Below are 18,081 nucleotides of genomic sequence, written 5' to 3' on the forward strand. Positions count from 1 at the left end.
TACATTATGATATTCTGAACGTATACCCCTTTTGGGCCAGGGGATTAGCGTCAATTTTGTACCTTTGCGGCGGCGACCGCAAAGTAAAAAAATCTCGTGACAATGTCGAAACAAGGAGCAAACCATGCAGGTCAGCAGAAGGCAGTTCTTTAAGATCTGCGCTGGCGGTATGGCAGGTACGACGGCGGCGGCGCTGGGCTTTGCCCCCAGCGTAGCGCTGGCGGAAACGCGGCAATATAAATTACTGCGCACCCGTGAAACGCGAAACACCTGCACATACTGTTCTGTCGGCTGTGGGCTGTTAATGTATAGCCTCGGCGACGGCGCGAAAAACGCCAAAGCATCTATTTTCCATATCGAAGGCGACCCGGATCACCCGGTGAACCGCGGTGCGCTGTGCCCGAAAGGTGCAGGTCTGGTGGATTTCATTCATTCAGAAAGTCGTCTGAAATACCCGGAATACCGTGCGCCAGGCTCCGACAAATGGCAACAAATCACCTGGGAAGACGCGTTTGATCGCATCGCAAAACTGATCAAACAAGACCGCGACGCCAACTACATCGCGCAAAACGCTGAAGGCACCACCGTTAACCGTTGGCTTTCCACCGGTATGCTGTGCGCTTCCGCATCCAGTAACGAAACCGGTTATTTAACCCAGAAATTTACCCGCGCCCTCGGCATGCTCGCCGTGGATAACCAGGCGCGTGTCTGACACGGACCAACGGTAGCAAGTCTTGCTCCAACATTTGGTCGCGGTGCGATGACCAACCACTGGGTAGATATGAAAAACGCCAATCTCATCATCGTGATGGGAGGAAACGCTGCTGAAGCGCATCCGGTGGGATTCCGCTGGGCGATGGAAGCAAAAATCCATAATGGCGCCAAATTAATCGTTATCGATCCTCGATTTACGCGAACCGCTTCGGTCGCGGACTTTTACACGCCCATTCGTTCCGGGACGGATATCGCTTTCCTTTCCGGGGTTCTGCTGTATCTGCTGACCAATGAAAAATACAACCGCGAATACACCGAAGCCTATACCAACGCCAGTCTGATCGTGCGTGAAGATTTCGGCTTTGAAGATGGCCTGTTTACCGGCTATGACGCGGAAAAACGCAAATATGACCGTTCAAGCTGGAACTATGAGCTGGATGAACAGGGCTTCGCCAAACGCGACACCACCCTTACTCACCCGCGATGTGTCTGGAACCTGTTGAAACAGCATGTTTCTCGCTACACGCCAGAAGTAGTGGAAAACATTTGCGGCACACCAAAAGCGGATTTCCTGAAAGTCTGCGAATACATCGCACAAACCAGTGCCCATGACAAAACCGCGTCGTTCCTGTACGCACTGGGCTGGACGCAGCACTCTGTAGGTGCGCAGAACATCCGTACCATGGCGATGATCCAGTTGCTGCTCGGCAATATGGGAATGGCGGGCGGCGGCGTTAACGCCCTGCGTGGACACTCCAATATTCAGGGACTGACCGACCTGGGCCTGCTGTCGCAAAGCCTACCCGGTTACATGACGCTGCCAAGCGAAAAACAGACGGACCTGCAGACCTATCTGACCGCCAACACGCCAAAACCGTTGTTGCAGGGCCAGGTCAACTACTGGGGCAACTATCCAAAATTCTTCGTCTCGATGATGAAAGCCTTCTATGGCGAAAAAGCGACGAAAGAAAATAACTGGGGCTTCGACTGGCTGCCGAAGTGGGATAAAAGCTACGACGTCCTGCAATATTTCGACATGATGTTTAAAGGTCAGGTGAACGGCTACATCTGCCAGGGCTTCAATCCGGTCGCGTCGTTCCCGAACAAAAACAAAGTCGTGGCGGCGCTGTCGAAACTGAAATTCCTGGTCACTATCGACCCGCTGAACACGGAAACCTCCACGTTCTGGCAAAACCACGGTGAGTCGAACGACGTTGACTCATCGAAAATTCAGACCGAAGTGTTCCGTCTGCCCTGTACCTGCTTTGCCGAAGAGAACGGCTCTATCGTCAACTCCGGTCGCTGGCTGCAATGGCACTGGAAAGGTCAGGATGCGCCGGGAGATGCGGTTACCGATGGTGAAATTCTGGCGGGCATCTTCCTGCGCCTGCGCAAAATGTACGCCGAAGAGGGCGGCGCCAACCCGGAACAGGTGCTGAGCATGACCTGGAACTACTCCACACCACACGAACCGGCTTCGGAAGAGGTGGCGATGGAGAGCAACGGGAAAGCGCTGGCGGATATCATCGATCCGGTGACCAATACGGTTCTGGTGAAAAAAGGTCAGCAACTCAGTTCGTTCGCCCAATTGCGTGACGACGGCACCACCTCCAGCGGCTGCTGGATTTTCGCCGGTAGCTGGACACCGGACGGCAACCAGATGGCCAAACGCGATAATGCCGACCCGTCAGGTCTTGGCAATACGCTCGGCTGGGCATGGGCATGGCCGCTAAACCGTCGCATTCTGTATAACCGCGCCTCCGCAGATCCGCAGGGTAAACCGTGGGATCCCAATCGCCAGCTTCTGAAATGGGATGGGGCGAAATGGGGCGGCGTGGATATTCCGGATTACAGCACTGCCGCACCGGGTAGCGATGCGGGGCCGTTTATCATGCAACCAGAAGGGTTGGGCCGCCTGTTCGCTATCGATAAGATGGCGGAAGGGCCGTTCCCGGAACATTATGAGCCGTTTGAAACACCGCTGGGCACTAACCCACTGCACCCGAATGTTGTCTCTAACCCGGCCGCGCGCGTCTTTAAAGACGACATGGCCGCGATGGGTAAAGCGGATAAGTTCCCTTATGTCGGCACCACGTACCGTCTGACCGAACACTTCCACTACTGGACCAAGCATGCATTGCTTAACGCGATCGCACAGCCGGAGCAGTTTGTGGAAATCGGTGAAAAACTGGCGGGCAAGCTGGGGATCGTCCAGGGCGATACCGTGAAAGTCTCCTCCAACCGCGGCTATATCAAAGCCAAGGCAGTGGTGACCAAGCGTATTCGGACACTGAACGTGCACGGCAAAGAGGTGGATACCATCGGTATTCCCATTCACTGGGGTTATGAAGGCGTGGCGAAGAAAGGCTTTATCGCTAACACCCTTACCCCGTTTGTCGGTGACGCAAACACCCAGACGCCGGAGTTTAAGGCGTTCCTGGTGAATGTGGAAAAGGTCTAGCGGAGACGAATTATGGCTTACCAATCTCAAGATATTATCCGTCGTTCCGCAACCAACGGTTTTACCCCCGCGCCTCAGGCGCGGGACCACCAACAGGAAGTGGCGAAGCTTATTGACGTCACCACCTGTATTGGTTGTAAAGCCTGTCAGGTAGCCTGCTCGGAGTGGAATGATATTCGTGATGAAGTGGGACATAACGTCGGGGTTTACGATAACCCGGCGGACCTGACCGCTAAGTCATGGACGGTCATGCGTTTTTCCGAGGTGGAGCAGAACGACAAACTGGAATGGCTTATCCGCAAAGATGGCTGTATGCACTGCGCCGATCCGGGTTGTCTGAAGGCGTGCCCGTCAGAAGGGGCTATCATTCAGTATGCCAACGGGATTGTCGACTTCCAGTCTGAACAGTGTATCGGCTGCGGCTACTGCATTGCGGGTTGCCCGTTCAACGTACCGCGCCTGAATCCGGAAGATAATCGCGTCTACAAATGTACGCTGTGCGTAGACCGCGTTACCGTCGGTCAGGAACCGGCCTGCGTGAAAACGTGTCCGACCGGCGCTATCCACTTCGGTAGCAAAGAGGATATGAAAACGCTGGCAGGCGAACGCGTGGCGGAGCTCAAAACACGTGGTTATGACAATGCGGGCCTGTACGATCCGGCCGGCGTCGGCGGTACGCACGTTATGTACGTACTGCACCATGCCGATAAGCCGAATCTGTATCACGGTCTGCCGGAAAACCCGGAAATCAGTGCCACCGTGAAGTTCTGGAAAGGTATCTGGAAGCCGCTGGCCGCGGTGGGTTTTGCCGCGACATTCGCAGCCAGTATCTTCCACTACGTCGGTGTCGGTCCAAACCGCGCAGAGGAAGAAGACGACAATCTGCATGAAGAAAAAGACGAGGTGCGCAAATGAAAAGACGTGACACCATCGTGCGCTACACGGCGCCGGAACGCATCAACCATTGGGTCACCGCCTTCTGCTTCGTGCTGGCGGCGGTGAGCGGGCTGGGATTCTTTTTCCCGTCCTTTAACTGGTTGATGCACATTCTGGGTACGCCGCAGCTGGCACGCATTCTGCACCCGTTTGTTGGGGTGGTAATGTTCGCGTCGTTCATCATCATGTTCTTCCGCTACTGGCATCACAACCTCATCAATCGGGATGATATCTTTTGGGCGAAGAATATTCGTAAGATCGTCGTCAATGAGGAAGTGGGGGATACCGGGCGCTATAACTTCGGCCAGAAATGTGTGTTCTGGGCGGCGATTCTCTTCCTGGTGTTGTTGCTGGTGAGCGGCATCATCATGTGGCGTCCGTACTTCGCACCCGTTTTCTCTATCCCGGTCATTCGAATTGCGATTATGGTTCATTCGTTTGCCGCCGTTGCGTTAATTGTGGTTATTATGGTGCACATCTACGCCGCACTGTGGGTGAAGGGCACGATAACCGCCATGGTGGAAGGCTGGGTCACCAAAACGTGGGCGAAGAAACATCACCCGCGCTGGTACCGTGAAGTCCGCGAAAAACAGCAGGATAAGCCCCTGCCGTAAGGACACAGGGTTCATGAACGCATAACTGGGCGCCGGAGACGTTTTTCTCCGGCGCTTTTTTTTGCCCGATTGCGACGTTTTGACAAATTTTTGACAACTTAATACAGATAACAGACCAACCCGGAGCCAGGCCGCAACAGAATGGAGGCGATTCTTATGACAAGGAGACGTATCGTGAATCTTAAACACCTCTTTGCCGCTCTGGCATTCATTCTGCTGGCCCTGACGGCCAATGCCAGTGCGCAGCAACCCGAACAGAAAGTCACCATCAAATCTGACCTGGCCTCACCCGTGATGCTGGAAAATGTGCAGGAAAAAAACTACCTGAAAGTGTCCCTGACAGGGTTCCCGCTCAGCGCCACCAGGCGTAGCCCCATTAATCTTGCGCTGGTTATTGACCGTTCGGGTTCAATGGGCGGCGATCGCATCCAGCAGGCGACAGAAGCAGCAGTGATGGCCGTTAACACCCTGAGTAGCCAGGACACGCTCTCTGTCGTGATTTATGACGATGTTGTCGATGTCATCGTGCCGGCCGGCAAGCTCAATAATAAAGAGAAACTCATCAGCCAGATTCGTGAACGTCTCACCCCGCGTGGCGGCACCGCGCTGTTTGCTGGTGTCAGTCGCGGCATTAAAGAAGCCAGTAAATATCTCGATAAAGCGCAGGTTAATCGCATTATTTTACTTTCTGACGGGCAGGCAAACGTGGGTCCGTCATCCACCAGCGAACTGGCGGAACTGGGTAAAATTGCCGCCCGTAAAGGCATTGCCGTTACGACGATGGGAATTGGTGAGGGCTACAATGAAGATCTGATGGCCGCCATTGCGCAATACAGCGACGGTAACCACGTTTTTGTGCAAAACACTGACGCGCTGGAAAAAGCCTTCGCCCATGAATTTGGCGATGTGATGTCCGTTGTCGCACAGGATGTGATGGTAGAAATCAAAGTGGACAATGGCGCAAAACCGTTGCGACTGCTGGGGCGTGAAGGCGACATCCATGGCAATACCGTGAGCGTAAAACTGAACCAGCTTTACGCCAACCAGGAGAAATATGTCATGCTGGAAGTGCTTCCGGCCAAAGGTGATGCGACGCAAAGTAAGCCGCTGGCCGAAGTGAAAGTCAGCTACGACAATCTGGCCACCCACCAAAAAGATCGCTGGGATGAATCCGTCGCCATTCGCTATACCGCGTCTGCCGATGAGGTGCAAAAAGCACAGGTGGAAGAGGTCGTCGTTGACTCCGCCATTCAAAAATCAGCCATTCAGAACGAGCAGGCCTTAAAGCTCATCGACGAAGGCAAAATGGATGAAGCGAAAGCGGTGTTGCAGGATAGCGCAAACGCGTTGAACGCCCTGCCTGTCCGCGCTCCCGCACCCAAAAAGAAAGCGCAGGCAAGCGCGGAGGAAAACCTCAAGTTGCTGGAGAAAATGGAATCTGAAAGCAAAGAGGCATCGCGCAAATCGCTGAAAGAGCAAAGTTACAAGACGAAGAACCAAAGCTCAAAATCGAACTGATCCACAAGGAGTGCCGGATGCCCGGAAGTAAGCCGATTTTTCTCATCGCCACGCTGATGTTTTTTATCCTGCTTGCGTATCTGGGCTTTCGCACCCTGGAGCATGAAGTTTTGCTACGCCAGTACCAGGCGCAGACCCTCGCCAGGACACAAACCGCCAGCATACTTGCCGGTATCGAAGGGCTTCTGCAGCAAAAAGCTTCACGTCTTCACGCCATCAGCGATTTTATCAATCCTGACGATTCTGCCATGCTCAACGCACTAAAAGAGAGCGACGATGATATTGCTGCCGTTTTTATCATGCGTAAAAACCAGCTCCTTTTCCCCGACGAGCGTCAGCTGTTAAGCAATGAGGATAAAGAGTGGGTGCGTCAGCTTACTCCCCTGGTCAACGATCCCAGTCAGCTTGCCAGCCATATCGCTCACGGTGAACAAGAATCGCCGCAGGCCGGATGGTTTATTACCAACGAAACGCAGGAGCCGCTGCTTATTTACTGGCGACTAAAAGACAGCGCGGTAATCGGCTTTCGTCTTTCTTATGTGCAGATGATGATGGACATCATCAATAACATTCAGGTCGACACTCAGGAATCGCAGCTGATAGTGAGAGTGACCGAGAATGGCCGCCAGCTTTATCAGAACGCCCCGGCGACTCTGAGTCAGTTAACACTTCTGGATTCCCACACGCTGGATTACCCACTGACCACGTGGCAAATCAGCATTTATGGTGTGAAGGCTCCGCTCTGGCACGTCTGGATTTGGGGCTGTGCGTTAATTGTTCTGCTACTGGCGGGTGTCGCGCTGCTGGGATATTTACTGTGGCGGGAATACACTCGCGCTGCACGTCTCGCCCGACAACAGGTCGATTTTGTCAGCCAGGTGTCACATGAACTCAAAACCCCGCTGACCAATATCACCTTATACGCTGAACTGCTACGCGAAGGTCTGGATGACGAACAAACGCACGAACGACGCTATCTGGACGTTATCACCCAGGAAGGACAACGGTTAACCCGCCTTATCCAGAACATCCTCACCTTTACCCGAGCACCTAACGTGCATATCCGGGAGGTGGATATGTCAGAACTTGTCACTGAGATTGCCCATATCTTCACCCCGGCGCTGCAGGCAAAGGGAATAGAGATTCATATTGCCTGCCCTGGAAATATCACGTTACGGAGCGATCGTGACATGATCACGCAAATTATCAGCAATTTTTTGAGTAATGCTGAAAAATATGCGGCCCAGGGAAAACGTGTTGATATTGAGGCACAAGCGGTATCCGGTCAGATTGAAATCGCCGTTCGCGATTATGGACCCGGCATTGCGGAGAAAGAGATTAAGATGATTTTTCTTCCGTTTTATCGGGTCAAATCGTCCATTACCGAAGGTGTTTCAGGGACCGGCATTGGTCTGACTATCGCCCGCCAACTGGCACAACGCCTGCAAGGGGAAATCCGCGTCGCGGCGAAAAACCCCGGCATATGTTTTACCCTGATACTGCCTCAAGGATGAAACCATGAAGATACTGATTGCAGAAGATGACGCCAATATCCGCCAGGGGCTTGTGGATGCTCTTGCACGTGAGGGCTATACGCTGATTGCCGCGCCCGATGGTCGTGCGGCGCTGACGAGCTACCATCGCGACATGCCCGATTTCGTGCTGCTGGACATTATGATGCCTGAAATGGATGGCTATGCCGTGTGCCGTGAAATTCGCCGGCACAACGAGCATATCCCGATTGTCTTCCTCTCCGCCAAAGATGAAGAAATTGACCGGGTTGTGGGGCTGGAACTCGGGGCAGATGATTACATCAGCAAGCCTTTTGGCATTCATGAGCTACGGGCGCGGATAAAAACTATCGCCCGTCGTTGCTTAAGCCACAATGCTCCCCAACCTAATCTCTGCTTTCCTTTCGGCGACTTAACGGTTTTTCCCAACGAACTGTGCGCGAAGCGCGGCGAGCAGAAACTGGAGCTCACGCTAAGGGAAGTTCGGATTTTAAGCTGTCTTTACAGTAATAAAAATCAGGTGGTGACCCGGGATATGTTGTTTGATGCCGCCTGGGGCTATGACTACTTTCCCAACAGCCGCACGCTGGATCAGCATATTTCTCGCCTGCGTAAAGTCATTGAGCTGGACAGCAGCCACCCACAACTGATTCGCACCGTACACGGCATTGGATATCGCTACCAGGTTCAAACATAGCCCTAAATAAGGATGGCTGCCTGCGTAAATGCCGTTATCATAAATAGATTCATTCCGCCCTTACATCAATACTGAGCGAGGGCCATAAGACAGGAATCATTACGGCATGAGTATTCGCATAATCCCGCAAGACGAGCTGGAGAAGAGCGAGAAACGCACGGCGGAGGTCATTCCGCCGTTATTATTCCCCAGACTGAAAAATCTCTATAACCGCCGGGCGGAGCGCCTGCGCGAGTTAGCTGAGCACAATCCGCTGGGTGATTACCTGCGTTTTGCCGCGCTGATCGCCCATGCCCAGGAAGTGGTGCTGTACGACCATCCGCTGGAGATCGATCTGACAGCGCGTATCAAACAGGCCGCCGCCGAGGGCAAACCGCCACTGGATATTCACGTTTTGCCGCGCGACAAGCACTGGCACCGACTGCTGCATTCCCTCATTGCCGAACTCAAGCCGGAGATGAGTGGACCCGCGCTGGCGGTGATTGAAAATCTGGAAAAATCCTCCGAACAGGAACTGGAACAAATGGCCAGCGCGCTGTTTGCGTCTGATTTTAGTTCGGTCAGCAGTGATAAAGCGCCGTTTATTTGGGCTGCGCTTTCCCTCTACTGGTCGCAAATGGCAAGCCTCATCCCCGGCAAAGCCCGGGCGGAATATGGCGAGCAGCGTCAGTTCTGCCCGGTATGCGGATCGATACCTGTTTCAAGCGTTGTGCATATCGGCACAACCCAGGGGTTGCGCTATTTGCACTGTAATCTGTGTGAAACCGAGTGGCACGTGGTGCGCGTCAAATGCAGCAACTGCGAGCAGACACGCGATTTACACTACTGGTCGCTGGACAACGAGAAGGCGGCAATCAAAGCCGAAAGCTGCGGCGATTGCGGTACCTACCTAAAGATTCTGTATCAGGAAAAAGATCCGAACGTGGAACCTGTTGCTGATGATTTAGCCTCGCTGGTACTCGATGCCCGGATGGAACAGGAAGGGTTCGCCCGCAGTTCCATTAATCCATTCCTCTTCCCCGGCGAGGGGGAGTAACGTCATTATCTGCGCCAGATTGTGAATGCGCCCGGCCGCCGTTGCCAGGGCGCACTCACTCCCGGTACACCGGTAAACTCAAAGGTATTTCGCATTGCCCGTTCACGACGCTGCGTCTGCGCTATCGCCAGGATTATGGCGTCTGGCCGCCCCATGTCCTATTCCTGACGCAGATTAAGACGCCGCTCTGCAATCTAAATTGATCGTTAATACAGGCGCCTTACGGCCTGCATTTCATCTTTGCGAGACGCTTTCCCGTTTCACCCGCCTGCGAAAAATCGCCGTTCCCATCGCCGTAAATCCAGGTTATAACACTGGATATATATACAGAAAATAGGTGTGATAATGGCGCTGGAAACAGGAATTGCAGAGCTGGTCAGGGAGTTTATCGCCGCCGGGCGGCCATCCTCGAGGGACAAAAGTATTGATGAACGGAGAGCAGGCTACATCGCCAGTACCGTGCTGGCGGGTGAAACGGAAACCCGGGTCAATGTGAAAGATGTCCATCTCGACGGTATGACATTTCGCGTTATCTCCCCGCTTGAGGCAACGGGCCCATTGCCTACGCTGGTCTATTACCACGGCGGCTGTTTTATCAGCGGCGAATTTGCCACTCATGACAAACCATTACGCCAGCTCGCCTTTTATAGCGGCTGTCGGGTGATTGCGGTGCAATATCGTCTGGCCCCGGAACATACTTTTCCTGCCGCACATGATGACGCGCAGAAAGGAGCACAGCTTATCTGGCAATACGCCGCTGAGCTGGGCGTGGATCGGCAAAAAATCACCCTCGCCGGAGACAGCGCAGGTGGCCATCTGGCGCTGGTCACGGCACTTCGTCTTAAAGCGGCGCAGGTATGGCAACCCGCTCAACTGATCCTGATTTATCCGATGCTCGATGCAACCGCCTATTTTGAAAGCTACACCACTAACGGCGAGGACTATGTGATAACCCGTGATGCGCTGCTTAGCGGCTACGCGCTCTATCTCGGTGACACGGATCCAATGCACCCGGAAGCCAGTCCACTCTGGCGCGATGATTTCAACGGCCTGCCTCCTGTGCATATTCTTACTGCAGAATATGATCCGCTCTGCGATGAAGGCGAAGCATTGTTTCAACGGATGACCGAGCAAGGGGTGGAGTGTTCCTGTCAGCACCATCTGGGGGTCATTCACGGCTTCTTTCAGCTTGGTGGCATCAGCAAAACAGCACGCGGGGCGATAAGAGATTTGGCCTGGCGGTTGGGATATTGACACTATCCTGTTGAAATAAAAAACGTAAAAATGATAATTACGTTTTTCAGCTTAAGGAAACGCCATGTCCATCGTTGCGCCCGTCGAAAGACAATTTGCCGCCTATAACGCCCATGACATCGACATGTTCACGGCCTGTTTTAGCGAAGACTTTACCGCATGGCGCATGCCTGCCACATCGCCTTCCACACGGGGTCGGGAAGCGCTGCGCGCGTTTTACAGCCAGCATCGCTTTAACAACCCGGCGCTTCGGGCGGAGTTACTCAGCCGTACCGTGATGGGGAATAAGGTGTTCGATCACGAAAAAATCTACGGCATTGGCGAGCAGGTTATCGAGAATATGGCGGTGTATGAGGTTCAGGATGGTTTGATAAAAACCGCGTGGTTTTACTTTGCCGAATAGCTGTACGTTGCCAGGGTCGAGTCCGACCCTGGCGCCGGACTCGCTAATTACTCTTCTTCGTTGCCGCCTTCTTCAAAAGCGCCATACGGTTTAGCCGGTAACACGATGTAGACCGCCTCAAACAAGGCACCCTGCTTATCGTCGCCAAACAGTTCTACCTGCAACTGAACACGCGCTTTACGCCCGCGAGCCAGTCTGTCGAGGTCGCCACTTAGCGAACCCAGATCGGCAATCGCGCTGGGTTTACCGGTGATAGGCGTGCTGTAGCGGATATGCGCATCAGCAAGAATAATCGTCCCCCCCAGATGCCGCTCACGCAACATCAACCAGATAAGCCCCCAGCCCGTTAACGTCGCCAGTGAGAACAGGCTTCCGGCAAACAGCGTATGGTGCGGATTCTGGTTGCCCGTCTCCGGCATGGTGGTGATAAATTTCTGCCCGGTGTACTGCTGAATACGCACGCCCATCTTTTCGCTAAGCGGAATATGCTGATACCAGGCCTGCTGCAACTGCCCACACCAGTCGCCGCGATGCAGAATATCCTCCAGCGTCGCCACGGGTTTGATCATCAGAAAATGGCGCACCGGCGTGGTTTGCGGGGCGGTAATTTCACCCTCATTGATAAAACCCAGCTTTGCGAAGAACTCCACCGCATCTTCACGTGCGCTACAGGTCACCCGCTTCACACCTTCCTGGCGCGCGACCGATTCCAGCGTCATCGCCATCAGCGTGCCGAGTCCTTTATCCTGCACGGAGGGGTGTACAGCCATAAAACGGATCGAAGCCTCATTGTCGGCATTGATATATAACCGACCAACGGCAACGATTTCGCCTTCTTCATCCACAACCATTTGATGATGGGCCATGGCATCCCAGGCATCGCGTTCGGAACCTTTCGGCTGATGCAGTGGCTTGCGCAGCATCTCCCAACGGAACTGGTAGTAAAGCTCTAGCTCTTCTTCTGTTTGCGGTACGCGAAGGTGATACATAGCTGTATTCTCTCTTGTTACCCGTGGCAACTCCGCAAGCTGGCTCATACTTGCAACCAGAACGTTACGGGGCCGTCATTAACCAGCGATACCTGCATATCTGCAGCGAATCGTCCGGTCTGTGTTTCTATCTGCTGGCTACGGCAGCGACTGACGAAATAGTCATATAATGCTTCCGCTTTTTCCGGCGCGGCGCCCCGGGAAAAACCAGGACGCATGCCGCGTTCGGTATCCGCCGCCAGTGTAAATTGTGACACCACCAGCACGCTGCCGCCGGACTGCTGAACGTTGAGGTTCATCTTGCCGTCAGCATCACTGAAAATACGATACCCCAGTACGCGCTCGCACAGGCGGTTCGCTTTTTGCTCGTCATCTTCCCTTTCGACACCTAACAACACCAAAAGTCCCGGACCGATTTCACCCGTCACTTCACCCGCCACGGTAACGCTGGCCTGGGATACACGTTGTATCAATGCAATCATGGTTAGTCTTCTTCTTGTTCTGCGGCTTTTTTTAATCGTCGATATTCACCGAGAGTGACAGTTATTTCAGCGCCAAGCAAGACGATACACCATGTCCAGTAGACCCACAGAAACAAAATCGGGACCACCGCCAGCACGCCATAAATGAGCTGGTAAGAAGGAAATGTGGTGATATAAAGCGCAAACCCTTTTTTTCCCGCTTCAAACAACACAGCGGCGACAAAAGCACCAATTACTGCATCACGATTGGGCACGCGCGTGGTTGGCACAATGCTGTATAACAACCAAAAAGAGATCCACGACAAAATGAGCGGGAAAACGCGCAGCATATTATCTATCGCGCCGTTGAGTCCGCTGGCCCAGCGCAGAGAGAGCAAATAGGAGCTTATCGCCAGGCTCGCCCCGGCAAGCAGCGGCCCCAGCGTCAGGATCATCCAGTAGACAGCAAAGGAGTATATCCGCGGACGAACGCGCGTACTGCGCCAGATAGAATTCAGTGCGCTGTCGATGGAATACATCAACAGCAATGATGTCACCACCAGCCCGCATGCCCCAACGGCAGTCATTTTGCTTGAATTGGCAACAAACTGTTCAATATAACGTTGAATCACGTCGCCGGTGGTAGGAATAAAATTAGCAAAAACAAAATGACGCAGCTGGATGCTAACCTCAGAAAACATCGGAAACGCGGCAAATAACGCAAAGATAACGGCAATGAGTGGCACCAATGAAAGCAAGGAAACATAGGCGAGATTTCCCGCCAGGGTTGTCATATGGTCTTCATCGATGCGCAACCAGAGTAATTTAAGCCACGACCAAATGGGTCGCGTATGGTGTTTCGTTTTATGGCGAATAAATTTCAGCATAACTGCTTCGCAAAATAGTCAGGGAGGGTGTTCTTACCCGTCACCAGAATACTGGTAATCCCCAACTGGTTAGCCCCTTCTATATTATTCGCATTATCATCGAAAAAGACAGTATTATCAGCGCTATAGCCTTCCAGTTCGAGTACACGCTGGTAGATGCGTGTTTCCGGCTTACGCATCCCCATATCTTGCGAAAGATAAACGTGGTCGGCGGCGGCCAAAATTTCCGGGTATTGATCCGGCCAATAGGTGGTGTGAAGGCTGTTGGTATTTGAGAGCACGACAACGCGGTGCCCTTGCTCGCGCAGTTGTTTCATGATGCTGATAACGTCCTTACGCAGGGAGACAAAAACCGCCTGCCAGCCCGTTGCAAATTGCTCAAAACTTAACGACATGGACATCTCTTCACACAGCGCTTTGGCAAAATCTTCATCACTGATTTCACCCCGCTCATGAAGCTGAAAAGTTTCGCCCATCGTGAAGCTTTGTTTGAGCGTTGCAAGCGGCACACGACTGAAGTCACTCCATACGCCCAGCACCCGATTGAAGTCGATATCAACGATCACGTTACCCAAATCAAAGATATAGAGCATCTCTCTCTCCTTATTTTCCGTGGAAAGTTAACTGTAGCGGGAAAGTCAGTAGTTGAGTAGTTCGCCCGCTCAGACGGGCGACAGGAATGTGACGACTTCGTGAGGAAATGCCCCGCATGGAAATGACATCATGCGGGAACATGCACGACTTAGCGTTGTGTGAACTGCCAGCGGGTTTCGATAACCAACGGCTGCGCCGGGGAAACATATTCAGGATCAGTATTAATGGCATTCGGAGCTTGCGTCAGTGGGTTAACACAGGTGGCATCTGGTTGCTTATCAAATACCACCAAACCTGGCGCCCCAGAGGTCATGCTTAATGCCAGTTTGCCGGGCCATTCAAGATTTACCGATACCCCCTCGGTAAAACCAAAACAATCATCCCACGGGCCTGGGCGCGGTGAGACACGCCTACCGGTCGGCAGTTCATTCGCTCCGGGCTCTTCTTGCCAGTCTGCCTCAAAGCGCAACTGTAGAGCCTCATCTGTGGGTAAACCGCTGACGTTCTGTGGTGCATCCACCCATTTCGCAAACCAGGGATGCCAGCCAGCAGAAGCAGGAAACGTGTCGGCATCGCTACGAATTTCCAGGCACATGATTAACGCATCGTCCTGTAGCATAATCCGCTGTATGACACGACCTTTCCACGGCCAGGGTTCCGCCAGTGTCATACAGAGCGTCAGGCTGTCGGAGGTTATCTCAGTAACGTTCCACAATGAGTAACACGCCATCCCGTGCAGCGCATGCGGCGGTTTGTTGGCGGGTAATTGCCAGATTTTCCCATTTGCATCCAGTTGGCCATTACCCAGACGCCCTGCCCATGGCACCATAGGAAACGAACCATACTGAAACGCACGGCGCTGCGGGTTCCACTGGCGCAGCAGTTCATAGCCAAATACCCGTAGCGATGTCATCCGGGCAGCATCCTGTGGATAGACCGTCACCTCAACATGCCCGCGCTTCAATGTAATGGCATCACCCATCGGCCCCGGCCAGGGCGCATCAAACGCCCGCTGCAGTGCCTGAAAATGTGCATTTTCCCCTTCATTGTTCATGAGATTGCTTCCTGAGAAAGTGATAATCCTGTGTCAATTTTTGCGCCTTTCCCTGGGGTGAATTGAGCGGCAGCGGTTCGATAAACCAGACGCAGACAAACGACACCACAGAGACAACGAATAAGAAGGTGGCCACATACCAGGGTTCACCACCCCCTAATGCCAACAAACTCGAGGCGATAAGCGGGCTCATTCCGCCAAGAATGGCGGAGAACTGATAGGCAAAAGAGAGTCCTGTGTAGCGCACCTGAGTGCCAAACATGCGGGTAAAGAGCGTTGGCTGAACGGCAAACATCATCGTTGGGCCAAAGTTGTAGCCCAGAATCATGCTGATCCAGATAATCGCCACGCTTTTGGTGCCCAGCAGCAAGAAGAAGGGAAACGCAAATAGCACACAAAAACCGGCCCCCAACAGATAGATTTTGCGCTGTCCGACGCGGTCGGATAGCCAGCCTACTAATGGGCAACTCACTATCCCGATAGCGGAGGCAATCAACATGCCGGTGAGCGGAATATCACGGGAAAGCGCCAGTTGCGTGGAGATATAAACGATACCAAAGGCGTTGATAATGTTTGAGGAAACGCTTTCAGCGAGACGCGCGCCCAATGCCAGAGAGATATTTTTCGGGTGTTTACGAAACAGCTCAATCAGCGGCGGCGGTGCTTTCCTTTCCTGCGACTTTGTTCGCCGTTGTTTAAAATCCAGCGTCTCTTCGGTATGCAGGCGAATGAACATCCCCACCGCCAGCATTAATGCCGACAGCCAGAACGGGATACGCCAGCCCCAGGAAAGAAATTGCTCCGGGGTCAACAAATGATTACAGAGCGCAAAAATGCCGGTCGCCAGCATAATGCCGACAGACGCAGCCGTTTGCGGTAATGAGCCCAGAAAGCCCCGTTTATTCTGCGGTGCAGATTCAATGGTCATCAGCGCCGCCCCACCATACTCACCGCCCAGGCCAAATCCCTGAATGAGGCGCAATGCCATCAGCAGCAACGGTGCCCAAATACCAATATCGTGATACGTGGGAATAAACCCGATCAGAAAGGTGGATGTACCGACAATACCCAGCGTCCAGATAAGGGTGATTTTACGACCAATCTTGTCGCCGAAATGACCGAAAACAATGCCCCCCAACGGGCGAGTGAGAAAGCCGACGCCAAAGGTGGCGAAAGCCGCGATAACGCCAATAAAGGGATCGCTATCGGGGAAAAACAACGGTGCAAACACCAGCCCGGCGGCGGTGCCAAAAATAAAGAAGTCATACCATTCCAGTAACGCGCCGGCGAAACTTCCCATAACGACGCGGCGCATCGCTTTACCGGTAAGTCCGGCAGTAGGTTCATGTAATCTTTCAGACATTGTGTTTCCTCTCCGTAGCGGTGAGAAAACTGTGGGTGAAACTCACCCACAGCAGGTACAGGTCATAGCGCATCGATACATGCCGGGCGCGTTATTATTTTTCCAGTTCAGCTAATACCTGAGCATCTTCCGCATCCACATTGGCCCCCAACGGTTCCCATTTAATCAGTGCGCACGTGATGAACCCGATAAACGGCACCACTGCCAGCCAGAAGAAAGCATCCGTCTTTAATGCGCCCCAGAGCATAGGCCAGAAAATAAGGCCAGCAATCGCTCCGGTACGCATAATGGCGCGAGCAAAACCAACACCTGTCGGGCGAATACTCGGAGGATATGAAAGCGTGGCGATTGTCATCCCCAACCCGCCAGGTCCGGCAGAATGGAAGAAAATGATGGCACCCAGTAACCCCAGAGAGAGCCAGGGGTTAGTCGTGGCCAGCGCACCCAGCGCCAGCAGTGCGAGCGTCACAACGGCGAAGCCGTACATTGACTGCAGACGCGTCCCTAAGCGCTGCAGGATAAGAGAGCCAATCAAACCACCGGAGATCCCGCACAGGGCGTTAACCACGGCCGAACCGGAAAGCGCTCCTGCCAGACCGCCGCTCAGAATACCTGCCAGCGTCAGCGGTAAATAGACACCCACCGCGTTGTACTGCCATGCCTGCATCGTGGCGACAATACATCCCAGAATAGTGCGTTTGCGGTAACGCCCGTTGAACAAAATGCCGTACCCGGTGTGGATTTTGTTTTCACTCTGCGAGGCCTGGGCGATGGATTTTTCCAGCGCCACGCGGGCATGTACCCCATAGCGTTTTCGCAAGATATCGCAGGCTTCGTCATAGCGACCGACACGTGCCGCCCACATAGCTGATTCACCGATGAAGACGTAGCGCAGGATCATGATGATGACGGCAAACACGGCACCAATGAATATGCCGTAACGCCAGAGTTGGTCTTCCGCAATCCCGGAAAGCAGTAGCGGCAGCAGCACCAGATACACCACGGTGGTCGAAACATACCAGGCCATCTGCCATAAGTTGACCGATGTACCGGTTTTTTTCGACGTGGAACCACGAAGTTCCGCCACCGCATTGGTCGCCAACGGGAAATCGATCCCCAGGCCGAAGCCCATTACCACGCGGCAGACCAGTACCCACCAGATGTTCGGCGCAACTGCAACAGATGCCGCCCCCAGCGTACACAGCGCCATACCAATCAAAAATGCGCGGCGCTGACCAAAACGGTTAATCACGCGGTTTGCCAGCAGACCGCCAATCAGCGCAGCGATCAGGACAGAGGCGTTTACCGTGGCCGCCAGTCCGGGGGAGATCCCAAACTGCGCAGCAATGTATTTATTACCAAAACCCACCATTGCCGCCTGATAGGCATCAATCAAAATGCCGCCCAGCGCAATGAAGATAACGCCTGCACTAGCGTTAACAGCCGAGTTTTTATTAACAATATCAATCACGTCCTGTGGACGACTGATTGAATAAGGTGCAGGACTGGTGATTTGTACCATCACAATATCCTTTCTTTTTGTTGTAGGGGACGCTGCCCTGGTGCGGCGTCTGTCAGAAGTTGTGGCC

Annotated in this window: 17 protein-coding genes; 9 read left to right on the forward strand and 8 right to left on the reverse strand. The window is 53.4% G+C overall.

The window, feature by feature from the left end:
* Positions 1-124 precede the first annotated feature (124 nt).
* The 7 genes from fdnG (at position 125) to fdhE (ending at position 9,487) form a co-directional block, all read left to right on the forward strand.
* On the forward strand, positions 125-3,175 hold the full coding sequence (fdnG, locus tag L2097_RS22810) for a formate dehydrogenase-N subunit alpha (protein ID WP_139800479.1): 3,051 nt from the start codon (positions 125-127) through the stop codon (positions 3,173-3,175).
* Between the two features lie 12 nt (positions 3,176-3,187).
* On the forward strand, positions 3,188-4,090 hold the full coding sequence (gene fdxH / locus L2097_RS22815; protein ID WP_039077360.1) for a formate dehydrogenase subunit beta: 903 nt from the start codon (positions 3,188-3,190) through the stop codon (positions 4,088-4,090).
* Complete coding sequence (gene fdoI, locus L2097_RS22820; RefSeq protein ID WP_047372407.1) at positions 4,087-4,725, forward strand: formate dehydrogenase cytochrome b556 subunit; 639 nt, start codon at positions 4,087-4,089, stop codon at positions 4,723-4,725. The genes fdxH and fdoI overlap by 4 nt, the downstream gene beginning before the upstream one ends.
* Before the next feature lie 174 nt (positions 4,726-4,899).
* Positions 4,900-6,243 (forward strand): vWA domain-containing protein, encoded by a 1,344-nt coding sequence (locus L2097_RS22825; protein ID WP_250353734.1) that lies wholly within the window; start codon positions 4,900-4,902, stop codon positions 6,241-6,243.
* A 17-nt stretch (positions 6,244-6,260) separates the two neighbouring features.
* A complete protein-coding gene (locus L2097_RS22830; protein WP_250353735.1) occupies positions 6,261-7,757 on the forward strand; it encodes a sensor histidine kinase in 1,497 nt (498 codons plus the stop codon).
* A gap of 4 nt (positions 7,758-7,761) precedes the next feature.
* Complete coding sequence (locus tag L2097_RS22835) at positions 7,762-8,451, forward strand: response regulator transcription factor (protein WP_047372409.1); 690 nt, start codon at positions 7,762-7,764, stop codon at positions 8,449-8,451.
* A 106-nt stretch (positions 8,452-8,557) separates the two neighbouring features.
* Complete coding sequence (fdhE, locus tag L2097_RS22840) at positions 8,558-9,487, forward strand: formate dehydrogenase accessory protein FdhE (RefSeq protein ID WP_229221724.1); 930 nt, start codon at positions 8,558-8,560, stop codon at positions 9,485-9,487.
* A gap of 5 nt (positions 9,488-9,492) precedes the next feature.
* Here fdhE and L2097_RS22845 read toward each other — a convergent pair whose 3' ends face one another.
* On the reverse strand, positions 9,493-9,642 hold the full coding sequence (locus L2097_RS22845) for a PIN domain-containing protein (protein ID WP_250353736.1): 150 nt from the start codon (positions 9,640-9,642) through the stop codon (positions 9,493-9,495).
* Between the two features lie 190 nt (positions 9,643-9,832).
* Between L2097_RS22845 and L2097_RS22850 the strand changes: the two genes are divergently transcribed.
* Together L2097_RS22850 and L2097_RS22855 are read left to right on the forward strand one after the other, a co-directional pair.
* On the forward strand, positions 9,833-10,741 hold the full coding sequence (locus L2097_RS22850) for an alpha/beta hydrolase (protein ID WP_250353737.1): 909 nt from the start codon (positions 9,833-9,835) through the stop codon (positions 10,739-10,741).
* Between the two features lie 64 nt (positions 10,742-10,805).
* Positions 10,806-11,144 (forward strand): nuclear transport factor 2 family protein, encoded by a 339-nt coding sequence (locus L2097_RS22855; RefSeq protein WP_047372412.1) that lies wholly within the window; start codon positions 10,806-10,808, stop codon positions 11,142-11,144.
* A 47-nt stretch (positions 11,145-11,191) separates the two neighbouring features.
* On the opposite strand, the gene fabY is transcribed toward L2097_RS22855, so the two are convergent.
* The 7 genes from fabY to L2097_RS22890 form a co-directional block, all read right to left on the reverse strand.
* A complete protein-coding gene (gene fabY / locus L2097_RS22860; protein ID WP_047372413.1) occupies positions 11,192-12,133 on the reverse strand; it encodes a fatty acid biosynthesis protein FabY in 942 nt (313 codons plus the stop codon).
* 44 nt (positions 12,134-12,177) lie between these two features.
* On the reverse strand, positions 12,178-12,615 hold the full coding sequence (gene dtd / locus L2097_RS22865; protein WP_047372414.1) for a D-aminoacyl-tRNA deacylase: 438 nt from the start codon (positions 12,613-12,615) through the stop codon (positions 12,178-12,180).
* Between the two features lie 2 nt (positions 12,616-12,617).
* Positions 12,618-13,481: a virulence factor BrkB family protein gene (locus L2097_RS22870; protein WP_047372415.1), complete on the reverse strand. Its 864-nt coding sequence runs from the start codon at positions 13,479-13,481 to the stop codon at positions 12,618-12,620.
* On the reverse strand, positions 13,475-14,074 hold the full coding sequence (gene yihX, locus L2097_RS22875; protein ID WP_142517035.1) for a glucose-1-phosphatase: 600 nt from the start codon (positions 14,072-14,074) through the stop codon (positions 13,475-13,477). Before yihX ends, L2097_RS22870 begins: the two co-directional genes overlap by 7 nt.
* Positions 14,075-14,223: 149 nt before the next feature.
* Positions 14,224-15,129: an aldose epimerase family protein gene (locus L2097_RS22880; RefSeq protein ID WP_047372417.1), complete on the reverse strand. Its 906-nt coding sequence runs from the start codon at positions 15,127-15,129 to the stop codon at positions 14,224-14,226.
* The gene (locus tag L2097_RS22885; protein WP_250353738.1) at positions 15,119-16,492 is read right to left on the reverse strand and encodes an MFS transporter; all 1,374 of its coding nucleotides are present in this window, start codon (positions 16,490-16,492) and stop codon (positions 15,119-15,121) included. Before L2097_RS22885 ends, L2097_RS22880 begins: the two co-directional genes overlap by 11 nt.
* A 94-nt stretch (positions 16,493-16,586) precedes the next feature.
* Positions 16,587-18,014 carry an MFS transporter gene (locus L2097_RS22890; protein WP_085006132.1) on the reverse strand — a complete coding sequence of 476 codons (1,428 nt, stop codon included), beginning with the start codon at positions 18,012-18,014 and terminating at the stop codon, positions 16,587-16,589.
* Between the last annotated feature and the right edge of the window lie 67 nt (positions 18,015-18,081).

The organism is Citrobacter sp. MNAZ 1397, assembly GCF_023613995.1.
In the GTDB taxonomy this organism is placed as follows: Bacteria; Pseudomonadota; Gammaproteobacteria; order Enterobacterales; family Enterobacteriaceae; genus Phytobacter; species Phytobacter ursingii.